16 protein-coding genes, 1 tRNA gene and 1 pseudogene are annotated in these 17,022 nt (G+C 43.3%); 10 read left to right on the forward strand and 8 right to left on the reverse strand.

Annotated features, from left to right (window positions below; genetic code table 11):
* Together AZH43_RS18370 and gatC are read right to left on the reverse strand one after the other, a co-directional pair.
* Positions 1–157 (reverse strand): annotated as a pseudogene (locus tag AZH43_RS18370) (Asp-tRNA(Asn)/Glu-tRNA(Gln) amidotransferase subunit GatA); the annotation flags it as partial.
* Between the two features lie 53 nt (positions 158–210).
* A complete protein-coding gene (gene gatC / locus AZH43_RS13165) occupies positions 211–525 on the reverse strand; it encodes an Asp-tRNA(Asn)/Glu-tRNA(Gln) amidotransferase subunit GatC (RefSeq protein ID WP_067670420.1) in 315 nt (104 codons plus the stop codon).
* A 132-nt stretch (positions 526–657) separates the two neighbouring features.
* On the opposite strand from gatC, the gene AZH43_RS13170 reads away from it, so the two are divergent.
* The 6 genes from AZH43_RS13170 to AZH43_RS18685 all read left to right on the forward strand — a co-directional run bounded on the left by AZH43_RS13170 (position 658) and on the right by AZH43_RS18685 (position 5,431).
* Positions 658–1,704: a rod shape-determining protein gene (locus tag AZH43_RS13170; protein WP_067670422.1), complete on the forward strand. Its 1,047-nt coding sequence runs from the start codon at positions 658–660 to the stop codon at positions 1,702–1,704.
* Between the two features lie 16 nt (positions 1,705–1,720).
* Positions 1,721–2,578 carry a rod shape-determining protein MreC gene (gene mreC, locus AZH43_RS13175; protein WP_067670424.1) on the forward strand — a complete coding sequence of 286 codons (858 nt, stop codon included), beginning with the start codon at positions 1,721–1,723 and terminating at the stop codon, positions 2,576–2,578.
* On the forward strand, positions 2,565–3,056 hold the full coding sequence (gene mreD, locus AZH43_RS13180; protein ID WP_067670426.1) for a rod shape-determining protein MreD: 492 nt from the start codon (positions 2,565–2,567) through the stop codon (positions 3,054–3,056). Before mreC ends, mreD begins: the two co-directional genes overlap by 14 nt.
* Positions 3,044–3,610, forward strand: coding sequence for a Maf family nucleotide pyrophosphatase (locus tag AZH43_RS13185; protein ID WP_067670428.1), 567 nt, complete (start codon positions 3,044–3,046; stop codon positions 3,608–3,610). The genes mreD and AZH43_RS13185 overlap by 13 nt, the downstream gene beginning before the upstream one ends.
* A gap of 65 nt (positions 3,611–3,675) precedes the next feature.
* Positions 3,676–5,130, forward strand: a complete 1,455-nt coding sequence (rng, locus tag AZH43_RS13190; RefSeq protein ID WP_067670430.1) for a ribonuclease G — start codon at positions 3,676–3,678, stop codon at positions 5,128–5,130.
* A gap of 127 nt (positions 5,131–5,257) precedes the next feature.
* Positions 5,258–5,431 (forward strand): PA1571 family protein, encoded by a 174-nt coding sequence (locus AZH43_RS18685; protein ID WP_086211437.1) that lies wholly within the window; start codon positions 5,258–5,260, stop codon positions 5,429–5,431.
* Between the two features lie 106 nt (positions 5,432–5,537).
* Here the strand turns inward: AZH43_RS18685 and AZH43_RS13195 are convergent, their stop codons facing one another.
* Entirely contained in the window at positions 5,538–6,917 is a 1,380-nt protein-coding gene (locus AZH43_RS13195; protein ID WP_067670432.1) for a WS/DGAT/MGAT family O-acyltransferase, read from the reverse strand.
* A 166-nt stretch (positions 6,918–7,083) separates the two neighbouring features.
* Complete coding sequence (locus AZH43_RS13200; RefSeq protein ID WP_067670435.1) at positions 7,084–7,818, reverse strand: phosphoadenylyl-sulfate reductase; 735 nt, start codon at positions 7,816–7,818, stop codon at positions 7,084–7,086.
* 197 nt (positions 7,819–8,015) lie between these two features.
* On the opposite strand from AZH43_RS13200, the gene thrH reads away from it, so the two are divergent.
* Positions 8,016–8,633 (forward strand): bifunctional phosphoserine phosphatase/homoserine phosphotransferase ThrH, encoded by a 618-nt coding sequence (gene thrH, locus AZH43_RS13205; RefSeq protein ID WP_067670437.1) that lies wholly within the window; start codon positions 8,016–8,018, stop codon positions 8,631–8,633.
* A gap of 88 nt (positions 8,634–8,721) precedes the next feature.
* Here the strand turns inward: thrH and AZH43_RS13210 are convergent, their stop codons facing one another.
* From AZH43_RS13210 to AZH43_RS13225, 4 genes are all read right to left on the reverse strand, one after another.
* Positions 8,722–9,888 carry an OmpP1/FadL family transporter gene (locus tag AZH43_RS13210; protein WP_067670439.1) on the reverse strand — a complete coding sequence of 389 codons (1,167 nt, stop codon included), beginning with the start codon at positions 9,886–9,888 and terminating at the stop codon, positions 8,722–8,724.
* A 294-nt stretch (positions 9,889–10,182) separates the two neighbouring features.
* Complete coding sequence (locus AZH43_RS13215; protein WP_067670441.1) at positions 10,183–11,418, reverse strand: OmpP1/FadL family transporter; 1,236 nt, start codon at positions 11,416–11,418, stop codon at positions 10,183–10,185.
* 340 nt (positions 11,419–11,758) lie between these two features.
* Positions 11,759–11,834: transfer RNA gene (locus AZH43_RS13220), tRNA-Arg, on the reverse strand.
* A gap of 83 nt (positions 11,835–11,917) precedes the next feature.
* Positions 11,918–13,270, reverse strand: coding sequence for an amino acid permease (locus AZH43_RS13225; protein WP_067670443.1), 1,353 nt, complete (start codon positions 13,268–13,270; stop codon positions 11,918–11,920).
* Positions 13,271–13,599: 329 nt separating this feature from the next.
* Between AZH43_RS13225 and prpF the strand changes: the two genes are divergently transcribed.
* From prpF to AZH43_RS13240, 3 genes are all read left to right on the forward strand, one after another.
* Entirely contained in the window at positions 13,600–14,790 is a 1,191-nt protein-coding gene (gene prpF / locus AZH43_RS13230) for a 2-methylaconitate cis-trans isomerase PrpF (RefSeq protein WP_067670444.1), read from the forward strand.
* Between the two features lie 209 nt (positions 14,791–14,999).
* Positions 15,000–15,944 carry a sensor domain-containing diguanylate cyclase gene (locus AZH43_RS13235; RefSeq protein ID WP_067670446.1) on the forward strand — a complete coding sequence of 315 codons (945 nt, stop codon included), beginning with the start codon at positions 15,000–15,002 and terminating at the stop codon, positions 15,942–15,944.
* Positions 15,945–16,101: 157 nt separating this feature from the next.
* On the forward strand, positions 16,102–17,010 hold the full coding sequence (locus tag AZH43_RS13240; RefSeq protein ID WP_067670448.1) for a polyprenyl synthetase family protein: 909 nt from the start codon (positions 16,102–16,104) through the stop codon (positions 17,008–17,010).
* The last annotated feature ends 12 nt before the right edge of the window (positions 17,011–17,022 follow it).

Genomic DNA, 17,022 nt, shown 5'->3' on the forward strand with positions numbered 1-17,022 from the left:
AAGCCAGTTCAGGCGTGACCGTGACATAAGACTGCACTTGCGCATCGATTTTTTCAATGCGTTTTAAATAGTGTTCGGTAAGTTCGCGAGAAGAGAATTGAGCCGCAGCCAAACCTTCTGTCATTTCACGAACGGATAAGCGATGTAAATCTGTCATGAGAAATAATTCTTTACGTTTAATTTTAAGAAAATAGATGAACTGAGCAGTAATTACTCAATTACGCGCGGGACAAGGTACAAGCCGTCTTGTGTTGCAGGAGCAACAGCTTGATATTCCTCACGATGATTTTCTTCAGTCACCACATCTTCACGTAATGGCTGCGGGTTGTCGAATGGACTCTTCAGCGGTTCAACACCGTCAGTATTGATGCCTTTTAAAGTTTCCATCATGCCTAAAATTTTATTTAAACTTTGAGCATATTCAGCAGATTGAGCCTCATTCAGCGATAATCGAGCCAAATGGGCGATTGCTGAAACTGTTTGTGCATTGAGATCTGCAGAATGCTGTGCATCCGATGTAGACATAACATTACCTAATCAGTATTAAAAAATTTCAAATTATCGTGCGTTATAATAAGCGATTGACTTGTTCAAATCATCACATTTAGTTAAAGTTGCCACCTTGCGTCCACATAAAGTTTAATCGAGAACGTCTCCGTGATTCTAAAAAGACTAATTGGCTTGTTTTCGCCCGATCTAGCCATTGATTTAGGTACAGCAAATACACTTATTTATGCGCCAGGACGAGGCATTATATTAAATGAACCGACGGTTGTGGCGATTCGTCACAGCGGTTCACAAAAAATTGTATCGGCAGTAGGCCTTGATGCAAAACAAATGCTTGGCCGTACACCTGCAAATATTTCGGCAATCCGTCCAATGAAAGACGGTGTGATTGCAGATTTTGAAGTGACGGAAACCATGCTGAACCAATTTATTGGCAAAGTGCATGAAAAACGCCTGTTTCCGCCAGCGCCGCGTGTTGTGGTCTGTGTCCCTTGCAAATCTACATTGGTAGAGCGCCGCGCGATCCGCGAAGCGGTATATAACGCAGGCGCGCGTGATGTGCGCTTAATTGAAGAGCCGATGGCGGCTGCAATTGGCGCCGGCATGCCAGTCGAGCAGGCTTGCGGTTCAATGGTTGTAGATGTGGGCGGCGGCACGACAGAAATTGCAATTATTTCATTGCAAGGCTGTGTCTATGCAGATTCATTGCGTATCGGCGGCGATGTATTTGATGAACAGATCATCAACTACGTGCGTAAAGCGCATGGCTGTGTGATTGGTGAAACCACTGCTGAAACCATTAAAAAAGAAGTCGGCATGGCATTGCCTGAAGAAGGCGCGAAGGCTTTGGAAATTGAAGTCCGCGGCCGCAACTTGGCGGAAGGTGTGCCTCGCGCGATTACAGTCACTTCTGATGAAATTACCCAAGCCATTTCAGACCCATTGCAAAGCATTGTTTCTGCTGTGAAATCTGCTTTAGAGCAGACACCGCCGGAACTGTCGTCTGATATTGCTGAACGCGGTATTGTATTGACTGGCGGCGGCGCATTGCTTCGCAATTTGGATAAATTACTGGCAAAAGAAACTGGCTTGCCAGTGGTGGTTGCTGAAGATCCTTTGACTTGTGTCACCCGCGGCGGCGGCAAAGTTTTGGAATTCTTCGACAATCCAAATCACGACATGCTGTTTGTAGGCTAAGAAAAGGACTGGGCGGGTGCAAACTCAACTGTTTTCAAGACAGCCGCCATCTTTTCGCTCATTTATCATTGCGGTGATTGCATGCTTGGTAGTGCTTTTCTTTGATTGGCGCATGCCGCATGTAATTCAACCGGCAAGAGACGTCTTGTATGCAGCTTATAATCCTATTTATGCTGCAGCAAGCTATCCAGTGTTATCGCGAGAATGGCTGAATCAACAAACCAAGTCTGAAGCTCAATTGCGCCGTGAAAATACCGCGATGCAAGCTGAACTGCTTCAGGCGCAAGTCCGTTTGCAAAAACTTTCTGAACTTTCTGCAGAAAATACCCGTTTGCGCGGCTTGCTGGACACACCTTTAATTATCGATGGCCGCATGGAAATTGCAGAAGTCATCGGCACCGATGCAGATCCGCTCCGTCATATTATTGTGATCAACCGCGGGGCAAGCAGCCAGCTGAAAGTCGGTCAAACGGTGCTGGATGATAAAGGCATTATGGGGCAGATCGTCAATGTCTACCCGCACAGCAGCCGTATTATGCTGCTGTCTGATAAAGAGCATTCACTGTCAGTCCGTTTGGAGCGTACAGGAATGCGTGCAATTGTCAGCGGTACAGGCGATCTTGGGCGTTTGAAAATGGAATATGTTCCGACCAGCGCCAACATTAAAGCAGGTGAGAAGGTGTATAGCTCCGGGCTTGGGGCGCATTTCCCCGCTGGCTATCTAGTCGGGACTGTTTCTAAAGTACAGCGTCATAATTCAGGTGAATTTGCACAAATAGATGTGATTCCAGCCGCACAATTGGCGGGCGGGCATCATGTGGTGGTGCTGTTTTCTGATTCATTAGCGATGGAGCAGCCAAATGCAGATCGCTAAGCTGAGCCGTCCGACCAATCGAGATCCATTGATTGCCATTATTGTTTCGGTGATCATGGCATCGGCGCTGATGGTCTATCCATTGTCTTATGAATTGTCGGGCTGGCGTCCGTTATTCATGCTGATGATTACGCTGTTTTGGGTGTTGTGCCAGCCGACGTGGTGCGGAGTATGGTTTGCATTCGGCACAGGCCTTTTTGTTGATTTGCTGGTCGATGCGCCGTTGGGCATGAATGCGCTGAGTTTTGTGCTGATCGGTTTTCTGGCCCGTTTTTTGACGCGTGAACGCCGTATTTTAACTTTCAGCAATCTGTGGATTATTAGCTCCATTGCTGTTGTTGCGCACCTATTTCTGATTTGGATGGCGCAAGTGATGAGTGGAGTGCATTTTTCCTTTGCGCGCCATTGGCAGCCGCTGCTGAGCAGTATTCTGGTTTGGCCAATCATTTATTATGTATTGAAAAAATGGCGAATTTAATTCTTGCGTCCAGTTCGCCGCGGCGTAAGGAACTGCTTGGCCAGCTGGGGCTGAGCTTTGATATTTTCAGCCCAGATGTCGATGAATCTGTATTAGCCGGTGAGTCGGCTGCGGTTTATGTCGAACGCTTAGCAAGAGTGAAGGCGCAAGCTGTTCAGCTGCGCTTTCCGGAAGCGCTGATTGTCGCTGCCGACACCAGCTTGGGAGTCGACGGCCGCATTTTAGGCAAGCCCGAATCTAAACAGCATGCTTTTGAGATATGGGCGCAAATCTCAGGACGAAAACATGATGTTTTTTCAGGTGTTTGCGTACGTACAAAAGAACAAATTTGCAGTATAGTAGTACGGACGCAAGTTGAGTTTCAGACCTTAAGCCTTCACGATATGGAAGATTACTGGGCGACAGGTGAGCCTTTGGGCAAGGCGGGAGCCTATGCAATTCAAGGCATTGCAGCGCGCTATATTCCGCGCATTGAAGGCAGTTATTCCAATGTGGTCGGATTGCCTCTGCACGAAACTGCACAGTTATTAATGCGTTTTAAAATGAAGATATGACAGACAGTTAAGGCGCTAAATTAACTGCTGAACACAAGAATTTTTATAATGTTTTGAGTTTTATTATGTCTGACGAGTTATTGATTAACGTCACACCGATGGAGTGCCGTGTTGCGTTAATCGAAAATGGTACAGTCAATGAGTTATTTGTTGAGCGTACTGTAAAACGCGGTTTAGTCGGCAATATTTACAAGGGTAAAGTCGTTCGGGTGCTGCCGGGCATGCAGGCGGCTTTTGTGGATATCGGCCTGTCGCGTACTGCATTTTTGCATATCAATGATATGGTGTGGCCAAAAAATCAGCCGACGCCGAATGTCTTTGAATTGCTGCAGCCGGGTCAAATTCTGACCGTTCAAGTCATGAAGGATATGCTGGGCACGAAAGGCGCGCGTTTAAGCACAGATCTTTCTATTCCTTCCCGCTATTTAGTGATGATGCCTTTTGGCAGCCATACAGGCGTATCACAGCGTATTGAATCTGAAGCAGAGCGTGACCGCCTGCGCAGCATGATTGAGCGTATTCAGGCCGAACATAAGCTGCCTGGCTCTGTTATTGTGCGTACTGCAGCGGAAGGCATTGCAGAAGAAGAAATCGCGCAGGATATGGCGTATTTGGCAAAGCTGTGGGAATTTATTCAGCGCAAGCAAAAAATCATTGCAGTGCCGTCACTGATTTTTGAAGAACTGCCTTTGCCGCAGCGGGTGATCCGTGATCTGGCGAATGAAGATACCTCTAAAATTCATGTCGATTCACGGGAAATTCACGCCAAATTAGTTGAATTTGTCGATGAGTTTGTACCGAGCATGCGGGACCGGCTCATCCATTATCCGGGTGAGCGTCCTATCTTTGACTTATATAATGTCGAAGAAGATATTCAAAAAGCGCTGCAGACACGCGTTGCGCTGAAGTCGGGCGGCTATCTGATGATCGATCAGACCGAAGCGATGACGACCATTGATGTCAATACCGGTTCTTATGTCGGCGGCCGGACACTGGAAGATACGGTTTTCAAAACCAATATGGAAGCCACGCAAGTGATTGCTCGCCAGCTTCGACTGCGCAATTTAGGCGGCATTATCATTATTGATTTCATTGATATGCAAGAAGCGCATCATCGTGAACAGGTAATGAACCAGTTTGACAAAATGCTGGAGCGGGATCACGCCAAAACCAAAATCACCCAAGTATCTGAGCTGGGCTTGGTGGAAATGACCCGTAAGCGGACCCGTGAATCTTTAGAACATCTGCTGTGTGAGTCATGTCCGACTTGTCAGGGACGCGGTTATGTGAAAACAGCAGAGACAGTGTGTTACGAAATCTTTCGGGAAATTTTGCGATATGCGCGGGCTTTCGACAATCAGAGTGGCTTTACTGTCGTTGCGCATCCCTCTGTGATTGACCGCTTATTAACGGCAGAAGCGCCAGCAGTCTCTGATTTAGAGCACTTCATCAGTGGTGTGATTAAGTTTCAGGTGGAAAATTTATATACGCAAGAGCAATACGATATCATCTTAAGCTGAAATTGTAACAGAATATCGTTAAACACTTGTTACAACTGAAATTTTACTTTTAATCTGTATTTTTTATACTTAACACATCGAATAGCCAAAACCTTTTTTGAACAGGTTTAGCAAAATGAGGTGTGATATGGGTGTCAGTAAAGCAGTAATGAGTACAGGTTTAAAGCATATGCTGGATGCTAAAACAATGCATTCGGCTTATATCGTCGATGAACGCGGCAATGAAGTGCAAATTACAGCATCAATGATCCGCACCGCGTGCCATCAATTATTAAAACAATGCCGAAATATTAAAAATTAAGGGGCTAATTTAAGCCCCTTAATTTTATCTGAATAATTATTTGATCATTTTTTGAAATATTAATTTTTCTGAATGCAAAATTATATTGGCAATATCTTCCATAGGGTCAGCTAACCGCCTGAAGCTTTGGGTTATCTTTGTTAACGATCTCTTCAAAGCGCTGAATTTCTTCTTCCAAATGTGTCAGCAGGTTTTGCATTTTCGGCAATGCGTTGCGGCAGGCGGTTAAACCCACTTCCAATTTATCTAAATAGCTGGTCATGGTGATGTTCAGCGCTTGGCCATCTAGCACAATAGAGGCCGGGTAGAGCGCATCTAAACGCGCGCCATTCCAGTATAAAGGTTCGCGTGGGCCAGGCACATTCGAAATAACCAAATTGAAAGCTTGGCGCTTCGGCATCAGGCCGGACGCAATATTTAAGCCGGCAGCACCATACACAAAGGCACTATAATTTAGAATTTGATTGGCGTTCATCCGCTTAAAGCGTTCCTTCGCATTTAAAACACTGCGGCGGACAATTTTAAGACGTTCTAAAGGGTCTTCTTTATGGGTGCCTAGATTTGCCAAAATCATGGTAATGCGGTTTGACAGATCCGAATCGTCCGTCCGTACCGATGCAGGGACCATAGCGATCAAAGGTTTTTTAGGCAAGGCGTTTTGGCTGATGAGATATTCACGCAATGCGCCTGAACAAATGGCAAGGACGATATCGTTAATGGTTACGCCCAGTTCTTTGGCGATATGGGCCAGTCTTGAAAATTCAAAGGATTGGGCCGCAAAACGGCGTGACGAACTGACACGCTGATTCAGAATCGAGCTGGGCGCTTGAAAGCTGGAGACATAGTCCGGATTGCGCCCCATGTCTTTCATGACGGTTTGTGACAATTCATACATTACACGCGGCGTTGATTCAAGCTGGCCCTTTAAACCGGCAATCAAGCCTTGAATACGGCTGGCTTTTGGCTGTTTCAGCCGTTTCAAACGCGGACCTTCTACACACCAAGGCGGCACAATGCGTTTGGCATTCGGATCGTCAGAGAGAGACTTCTCAACTAGGCGCATGCCTGCTATGCCGTCGACCATTGCATGGTGGATTTTGAAATACATGGCAAAACGGTTGCCTTCTATGCCTTCAATGATGTGGCAGGTCCAAAGCGGTTTGGCGCGGTCAATCAGGGTGCTGTGTTCTTGAGAGATATAGGTCAAAAGCTCGCGGATACGGCCGGGGTGCGGCAGGGCGATGTGGCGGAAATGGTGATCCAAATCGAACTCTTCATCTTCATCCCAAAAAAAACCATTGAGGCGGTTGTTGAACGGAGCGACTGGAATGGATTTTGAATTTCGGATATCTGTAACTAAATCTTGGATAAAACTGGATGGTGCATTATCTGGAATCGTAAATAAAAATAAACCGCCAACATGCATCGGCTGCTGACGCTTTTCTAAAGTGAGAAAAATAAAATCAATCGGATGTAATGGACGCATAGCGTGGATTGCCTCACTGCAATATCTAGGGACGCTCCTATATGAGCAGCCTTGTTAGAATTATAAATTACTTAGAAAGTATAGCGGTTTTCAAGCAGAATAAAACTGCTTTATATGTATCAAAGCGTTGAAAAAAACCACTGCTGAGGCAATGGTTTAGTCTTGATTATTTCCTTAAGTTGCCGGCGTGCAGCCCGCATTCTTTATGGGTGGCGTCTTCCCACCACCAGCGCCCTTCACGTTCATGCTGATTCGGCAGTACCGGGCGTGTGCAAGGCTCACACCCAATAGAAATAAACCCGCGCTCATGCAACGGATTATAAGGGATTTCCATTAAACGGATATAGTTCCAGACATCGGCACTAGACCAATTGGCTAAAGGGTTGTATTTAATCAGCTGCTTGCCCGGCCCAGAGAAACCTGCATCAGCTTGCACGACAGGAATTTCATTGCGGGTGCCCGGGCTCTGATCTTTACGCTGACCGGTAATCCAGCCGTCTAAAGTGGCCAGTTTTTTACGCAGGGGCTGAACTTTCCGAATTCCGCAGCATTCTTTGTGGTCATCCTGATAAAAGCTGAAGAGGCCTTTTTCAGTCACTAATTGCTGAACTGCTTCAGTTTCAGGGAAGCAAATTTCAATATCAATATTATAGTGTTTACGCACGGTTTCAATGAATTGATACGTTTCGGCATGCAGACGGCCTGTATCCAGGCTGAAAACACGGAAGGGTTTGCCTAAATGCGAGGCCATATCAATCAGAACCACATCTTCTGCGCCGGAAAATGAAATTGCAATTTCACCTTCTTGGCTTAAAGCAAGCTCAATAATTTCATTTGGAGATTTGTCGGCATATTCAGATGCAAGCGCATCTACGATATCAATTGTAGGGATTGTAGTCATGTATGTCCTGGCTATAGGCTTGGAACTTCAAAACCTATATTAATTTATTTCACAACTATTTTAATAGAATTGATAATCACGACTTATCACTAAAAAATAAATACTTATGAAAAAAATAGATTTAAAAAAGAGCAACGCAAAAGTCATTTCTTAAGCTATGATAGTGCAAATTTTTTTCACTGAGATTGGGAGAGTCCATGGAAATCGTATGTCTTGATTTAGAAGGTGTTTTAGTTCCAGAAATCTGGATTAATTTCGCTAAGAAAACTGGAATTAAAGAATTAGAGGCCACTACGCGCGATATTCCTGACTACGATGTACTGATGACTCAGCGCCTGAATATCTTAAAGCAGCATGGTTTGGGTTTAGATGATATTCAGGCGGTTATTGCCGATATGGGGCCATTTCCAGGCGCGAAAGAATTTGTAAAATGGGTAAGCACACATTTTCAGCTGATTATTTTGTCTGATACTTTCTATGAATTTGCTCATCCTTTAATGAAGCAATTAGATTGGCCGACTATTTTTTGCCATAAATTAGAAACTGATGAAAATGGCATGATTACAGATTACAAACTGCGCCAGCCGGATCAAAAGCGTCAGGCTGTGAAAGCGCTGCACGGTTTGAATTTCCGTGTGATTGCAGCCGGTGATTCATATAATGACACCACTATGCTGGGCGAAGCAGATCATGGCTTCTTATTTGATGCGCCTGAAAATGTGATTGCAGAATTTCCGCAGTTTCCGCCAATTAATGGTTATGAGGCATTGAAAGAAGCTATCCGCAAATCATCAGTGCGAAATATTCCAGCTTGATTTAACGCTGCAGAATTTTTATTGCAGAAAAAGAGAAGGGCGCCAATGGCGCCCTTTCTTGTTTAATCCTAATTTTTGCAGCGCAAAATTAGAAGCGGTAGCCGATTTTCATGCCATAGCCTAAAGCATGATTGTCTTCAAATGACGCTTTAACATCACCGCCTGTTTGGGCTTCAGCATCACCTAACCAGAAGTATTTAACACCGGCTTGAATAAAATAGTTTTCAGCAGGACTGTATTGGCCGCCAAGACCGACACTCCAGTAACCTTCTGTTGGGCCAAGTGTAGTGACAGGGTTGCCTGCACCCGAATCCCAGCCAATCGCTGCAGTACCTGCCCATTTATCAGTAAACTTGCGAGAAAGGCCAGCAGTTATAGAGTACTGATCATCTGTGTAATCAATAAGATTTTGCGCTTTGCCTTTAGCAAGTGCAGATGCTTGCGCCAGCAATGCCGGCTTAACGGCAAATTGATCCCAATGCACCCAGCGTAAATTTGCAAATACTAAAGTATCTGCTGCAATACCGGTTTGCAAATCAACATTTACAGATTGTGGGGTTGTCGCATCGACAGTGCTTTCTTTATAAGACAGAAATGAATAAGCAGGATTAATAGATGCAAGAGTTGTAGTTTCTACAGCATCTGCTTTATGTTTGATTTCTGAACGGTAAGTTACAGAGGCTTTTAAAGCAATTTCAGGAACTTGATAAGCAAAACCTGCTGCCCAGCCATAAGCATCTTTTTGCTCAACATTAATGTTATAGCCGCTTAATAGTGAGTAGGCATTGCCGCGTAAGTTAATGTTAGCTTTAACTGTTTGCCATACTGGACCCGCATAGATGTTCCAGTTTTCAGTAGGCTGGTAGCCAATCAATGCTGTTAAATTATTAGTACGGACTTTAACTTTAGTGCTTTCCTTACCGTTGTCAAAAGTGCCTGTATCAAGTCCATAAGTTGCATCTGCACCAAATGGCTGGTCATAAATCAACCCCAAAGAAATGTTTTCAGTTGCTTGGACTTTAACTGCAGCTCCTGGAAAATAGTAGTCATCTCCCATATCGCTGAGTTTTTTATTATCTAAGTGAGATGTGCCTTCGACAGTTGGGTCTAAAACAGTGAATGATGCTTCTGCATAGTTTCCAGGCTGAAGAAAGGCTGAAATAGATTGACCAGAGCGGTCTAATCCTGCTGCAAAAACAGAAGAGGCTGGTAATAAGCTGATTAAAATTGCTTTAGATAACTGGCTGAGCTGCATAGTTTTCCCTGTTTGTAACTTTTCGTGGGTAATCAATGCGAGGAAAGTAACATAATAAAAAAATGAGTAAATACTCAGGAGTGCTCTAGAAATGAACGCTGCAATGCAAAAAAAAGGGTTGTATAGAGTAAATGTTCTATTTAAAGCAATCTATCTAAATGATTTTTAATGAAAAATAGAGTATTTATTTGCAATTATTATGGGAAGGATTTTGTGATTTTAAATGATCACTGTTTAATCATTTAAAATTAAAAAAGCCATAGTTAACTATGGCTTTTGTTTTTAATGAATAAATTAGAAGCGGTAACCGATTTTTAAGCCATAAGCCCAAGCATCATTGTCTTCAAATTCTGCAACTTGAGCAGCAACCGCATTGCCTGGAATAGAATATGCACCTGAATGAGCTGTAGCATCACCTAACATTAAGTATTTAACACCAGCGGCGATAAAGTAATTTGCAGCAGGGCTGTATTGTGCACCTAAACCAACACTCCAATAGCCTTCTGTTGGACCAAGGGTAGATACAGGGTTACCTGCGCCAGTGTCATAACCTACAGAGACATTACCAGCCCAATGATCAGTAAATTTACGGCCTACACCCACTGTCGCAGAAATTTGGTCATCAGAATAATCAACTAAATTGAAGCCTTTTGTATAAAGACCACCAGTTGCTGCAGCTGAAGCTGCCTCTGAACCTTTACCAAACTTATATGGACGGATAGAGAAATCTTTCCAATTTACCCAGCGCACATTCGCGAAAGCAACTGTGTCTGCCATGATGCCAGTTTGCAAATCAAGGTTAACTGATTGAGGTGTTGTAATATCAGTAGAACCAGTATCAGCAGGGTTGTTAATAATTGCAGTGATAGGTCCAGCACCTGTTGAACTTTCTTTTACATTTACTTCATGTTCAATTTCTGAACGATAGGTTACAGAAGCCTTTAATGCAATTTCAGGAATTTGATATGCGAAACCGGCTAGCCAGCCAACTGCAGAATCTTCACCGATGTTAGCATTATAACCACCGAATGCTGTTACACCGCCGTATGCTGCGCCACGTAATTGAACATTGCCTTTCACGGTTTGATAAACAGGGCCAGCATAAAAATTGAAATTTTCAGTCGGCTGATATCCAAAAATAAATGAAAGGTTTTGTGTTTCAACTTCAACTTCTGTTGATTCGCCTGCTGCATTATTAAATACATTTAGAGCTGTGGGCGAGTAGGTTGCAGCTGCTCCAAAAGGTTGGTCATAAATAAGACCAAATGAGAAATTAGAAGTTGGTTGAAGTTTTAATGCAACATTATAAAATTGATAGTCATCAGCCATTTCACCAGTGCTAACACTTGGTGCTGCTTTAAAGTGACCTGAAACCTCTGGATCTAAAACTGAGATACCTGCTTCAAAGTAGTTGCCAGGCTGTAAAAATGCAGCAATAGATTGACCTGAACGATCTAGCGCCGCTGCAAACACGCCAGTTGCTGGTAATGTTGCAAGAATAAGGGCTGTAGTAAGCTTTTTTAATTTCATTCTTTGTCTTTCCTTGGTGTGCAAATTAAATTTACTGCATTTTATTTTGGGCTAAGCTCCATATTGGCTTGGGCTTTATTTGGCTTCCAATAGGCTTACTTGTTACTCCATGTGACAAAAATAGCACAAAAAAAATAAGAGTAAATGCTCTAGATGAAAAAAGATGAATAAAAAAATATCTGTTTAGAGCTTTAGCACTAAAGAATAAAAAAAATAATGCACAAGCCACTGTTTTAAAATAAATAAATTTTGCTTTAAAAAAAATCTGATGAGTCATTAAAAAAATATAAATATGTGATTTATATAATTAATTATTGTAAATTTAATCACATATTTGGAATGGTACGCCCTGCGGGACTCGAACCCACGTCGGTCGCTTAGGAGGCAACTGCTCTATCCAGTTAAGCTAAGGGCGCGTAAGCGGAGTCAATTTACTCTATTTTGAAAGAAAAAAAAAGTTATTGCCGAAACAATAACTTCTTAAAGGTTAAATGAAAAATTATGCTTTTCTATAAAGGACTTTAAATAGAATAAACATGAGCGCAATCCAAATTGGAATCATGATGACTGCACCGCTTAAGCCTTGCGTCCACATGATATAAAGTACAGTGGCAATAAAGGCAAGAACCAAGTAGTTGCTGAATGGTGACCAAAGAGCCGGAAATTGAGACACAGTCCCTTCAGTTTTCATCGCCTTCATGAATTTAAGATGGGTAAGGCTAATCATGGCCCAGTTCAGGACTAAAGCGCCAACCACAATATAAATCAGGTTGCTTAAAGCATCTTCCGGTGCAAAGTAGTTTAACAATACACAGCCAAAAATGAGTAATGCAGAGAACAATACCGCAGGGATTGGCACACCTTGCTTATTGGTCTTTGTAAAGATTTTTGGCGCATTGCCTTGCTGGGCTAAACCGAACAGCATGCGGCTGTTGGCATACATGCCGCTGTTATAAACAGAAAGCGCAGCTGTTAAGATAATGAAGTTCAGCAAATGCGCTGCCCAGCCAATACCTAATTGGCTAAAAATCAGTACAAACGGGCTTTTGTCGAGTCCGCCCAGTTCTAGTTGGTTCCAAGGCACCAGCGATAGCAGAATAGTTAACGAACCCACATAGAAAATCAGGATACGGAAGACCACTTGGTTAATGGCTTTCGGAATGGTTTTTTGCGGATCTTTCGCTTCAGCTGCCGCCATGCCGATCAGCTCAATGCCGCCAAAGGCAAACATCAAGAACGCCAGCATATAGAACAAACCTTCAAAGCCATGCGGGAAGAATCCGCCATGCGTCCATAAGTTGCTGAAAGATGCAGTAGAATCTGGACCAGCAGTCACCAGTAAATAAATACCGAAGACAATCATCGCAACAACAGCGGTGACTTTAATGATGGAGAGCCAAAACTCTGATTCACCGTAAAATTTTACGTTGCCTAGGTTGACTAGCGTGATAATGACAAAGAAGGTCAGCACAGATGCCCAAGCTGGAATGTGAGGCCACCAATAATTGATATACTTGGCGACAGCCGTCAATTCAGTCATGGCGACCAAAACATATAAAATCCAATAGTTCCAGCCTGCGAGAAAACCGGGGAATTTGCCCCAGTATTTGTTTGCAAAATGACTGAATGAGCCTGCTACAGGCTCCTGTACAATCATTTCCCCGAGTTGACGCATAATTAAAAATGCAATTAAGCCGCCAATCGCATAACCCAAAATAATGGATGGACCGGCAGATTCAATCACATGTGCGGAACCTAAAAATAAGCCAGTACCAATTGCACCACCCATGGCAATCAATTGTATATGACGGTTTTTTAAGCCACGCTGAAGTTGAGACGACTCTTTATTCAAGTTATTTCAGCCCGACAATGGATAAGTGACTGGATTGTAATAGATCAGGAAGAAATAGCCTAGTAGCTCAAAAAACATGAAAAATAATTATGATTGATATAACTTATATTTTAATAAACTTATTGAATTATCAATAAATGAATCAATAGATTAATTTTATTCTATTTAATAATACTGAATCTGTAATTGAGGAATTGATCTAACAAATGTTGATTTTTTATACTTAAGTCCTGCATCTAATATTTTTTTTAAAAAAGCCGTTATGATAATGCGTGATTAATAGCGCAATGATCTTGTGCAATACAATGATAAAGATGAAGGATTAAAATATGCCGTTTGCACCACAAATTAAAATTGCAGCAACTTATATGCGTGGCGGCACCAGCAAAGGTGTGTTCTTTAAATTGAGTGATTTACCCGAAGCTGCCCAGCAGCCGGGAGCGGTGCGGGATCAGCTTTTATTGCGGGTAATCGGCAGTCCAGATCCTTATGGCAAACAAATTGACGGCATGGGCGGCGCTACGTCCAGCACCAGCAAAACAGTTATTTTAGATAAAAGTTCACAGCCGCATCATGATGTGGATTATTTGTTTGGTCAGGTTTCTATTGATAGCGCTTTTGTCGATTGGAGCGGTAATTGCGGCAATTTGACTGCAGCTGTTGGAGCATTTGCGATTTCAAATGGCTTAGTGGATACAGATAAAATTCCAGACAATGGTATTTGTACCGTGCATATTTGGCAGGTAAATATTCAAAAAACTATTATTGCGCATGTGCCGATGACCAATGGTCAAGTCCAAGAAACAGGTGACTTTGAGTTAGATGGTGTGACTTTTCCCGCCGCTGAAGTGCAGATCGAGTTTTTAAACCCTGCAGATGACGGCGAAGACGGCGGCGCCATGTTCCCTACAGGCAATGTGGTGGATATGCTGAATGTTCATGATGTAGGTGAGTTTCAAGCCACTTTTATTAATGCCGGCATTCCCACTATATTTTTGAATGCCGAAGATATTGGCTATCAAGGTGTTGAACTGCAGGATGCCATTAATGGGGATGCATCAGCCTTAGCGCGGTTTGAAAAAATCCGCGCATATGGCGCCAAGCAAATGGGCTTAATCCAAGATATCGCTGAGGCGGAAAAGCGCCAGCACACGCCTAAAATTGCATTTGTTTCTCAGCCAAAAAGCTATGTATCTTCCAGCGGTAAAAATATTGAAGAACAGGATACGGATTTGCTGGTACGCGCTTTGTCCATGGGGAAATTGCACCACGCCATGATGGGAACAGCAGCGGTAGCTATTGGAACAGCGGCTGCGGTTCCGGGGACTTTGGTTAATTTGGCTGCGGGTGGCGGTGAGCGTGAAGCAGTTCGATTCGGACATCCGTCAGGTACATTGCGGGTGGGTGCGCAAGCTGTCTTTGAAAATGGGCAATGGGCGGTCAAGAAAGCGGTGATGAGCCGCAGTGCGCGCGTATTAATGGAAGGCTGGGTGAGAATTCCGCAAGATGCCTTGAAATAAATTTATTTGTGATTGAAAGCCCCTCGAACAGGGGCTTTTTTTCGCAAAAAAAATGATATGAAAAATACAGATATAAAAATATTTTTTTAATATATATTTTTATAAGATAAGTTTGTCATAAAATATTAGAAGGATACGCTGAATTTTTTTTGTGTGATTTTGATAGCATTTCGCAAAGCTATTACTTTAAAAAAGTGAATTGAATTGTGATGAATAATGCTGATCTTATCGATGATTATGATCCTCAAGAGGTCTTGGAGAATTTACCCATGGCCATGGCGCTGCTGTCGCCTGAAGGTATCGTTCAGTTCGCCAATCCGCTTTATGCATCTTGTTTTAATTTAACGGCTGCTGAAATGCTGGAAAAGAATATCGGCCAGTTTTCTAATTATGCATATCAGAAATTTATGAGCGAGCTGGCAGCCTTTGAAGAAAAAGGGCGGGTATCTTCGTTTGAGTTGAATATGGGGAAGCATTATTTTTTGGTGAATTTAAAGCCCTATTTAAACCAGCAGAACAAAATAAAAAATGTGCTGGTTTGCTGTGCCGAAATCACGCATTTGAAGCGGGCTGAATGCTCATTAAAGCAGCACAATGCTGAATTAAAAGCGTTGAGTGAAAAAGACCATTTAACGGGGTTGTGGAACCGTAGAAAGTTTGACCGAAATTTGGAAGATTATGAGCAGATGCTTTCAAATATGCAGCTTGATGGTTTCAGTATGATTATGCTGGATTTTGACAATTTTAAGCAGATCAATGACCGTTTCGGACACAGTTTTGGAGACGAAGTGCTGCAAACCGGCGCGCAGGCGCTGGAACATTTGCTGTCTGGCATTCAAGGTGCAGATTTATACCGGATTGGCGGTGAAGAATTTGCGGTGCTGCTGCCGAATATGCAGCTGCAGCGCTGCTGCGAATTGGCTCAATTTTGCTGCGCTGCGGTTGCTGAATTATCGAATAAATATCAAGAGCAAGGTTTGGCGCTGACAGTCTCATGCGGAGCCGCCAGCAGCCTATCTGGCCAGAATAGGGCATTCAGTATTTTGCAATGCGCAGATCAGGCCCTGTATAAAGCTAAACTTAATCAAAAAAACTGCACTTATTATTATGAAAACAATGAAATTCATTTATTTACCCATTCTCAGATAAATTGAACTGCAGATCAGCCATAAGAATTGCCTTTCATCATAGAGAAAACAAGGCAAAAGCAGTATGATGCAACAGGCCGGTAAAACATATTCTAGGCCAATTTTGTACATAGCCATGCTAAGACAAGATTGCTGAACAGCTTAACCAAAAATCGAGGTGAACGTGTCGTCTTTAACTGATGTGCAGGCTCATGCACTGACTGAAGCACAGAATCGGATTCAGCAGGATTTACTCACTGCGCTAGATGCTTTTGCAATTCCAGAACCGTTAAAGGGCGCTGTGCATCATGCGGTTATGCTTGGCGGAAAACGCGTCCGTCCTGCACTGTGCTATGCGGCAGGCTCGTTGAAGAATAATGCAAATGCTGCAGCCGTACGCCGCGCAGCAGTTGCTATTGAATTCATCCATTGCTACTCTTTAGCGCATGATGATTTGCCTTGCATGGATAATGATTTGCTGCGCCGAGGCCAGCCGACCTGCCATGCGGCCTTTGGTGAAGATACAGCCCTGCTGGCGGGTGATATTTTACAGTCTATGGCATTTGAAGTTTTAGGCAGCCGCCTGTTTGATCAAGGGCCGGCAGTGGAAGCGCCTATTGTGCTGAAACAAATGCAGATTCTAGCGACGGCCGCATCTAAAATGGTCAATGGGCAAGTGCTGGATTTACAGGCCGAAGGCAAAAAAATTGCTCAGGACGCATTAGAAAATATTCACCGCAATAAAACCGGCGCGTTGATTACAGCTGCTGTAATGATGGCTGCAGTAACACTGTTTGAAGGTACCGATCAGGCAATTCCGAAATTGCGTGAATATGGACAGGCGGTTGGTCTGGCTTTCCAAGTTCAGGATGATATTTTAGATATCGTTTCTGATACTGACGTTTTAGGAAAAACAGCCGGAAAAGATCAGCAGGTTGAAAAATCAACTTATCCTGCTTTGATGGGATTGGAACAGGCCAAGGCCTACGCGCAGGAACTGCATAATCAGGCTATGGATGCATTGGCTTATTTCGGCGATGATGCGGCGCAGCTGATTTACATTACGCAATTTTTACTGTCACGTAAGAGCTGATTATTAAATCAT

The organism is Acinetobacter pragensis (genome assembly GCF_001605895.1).
Classification (GTDB): domain Bacteria; phylum Pseudomonadota; class Gammaproteobacteria; order Pseudomonadales; family Moraxellaceae; genus Acinetobacter; species Acinetobacter pragensis.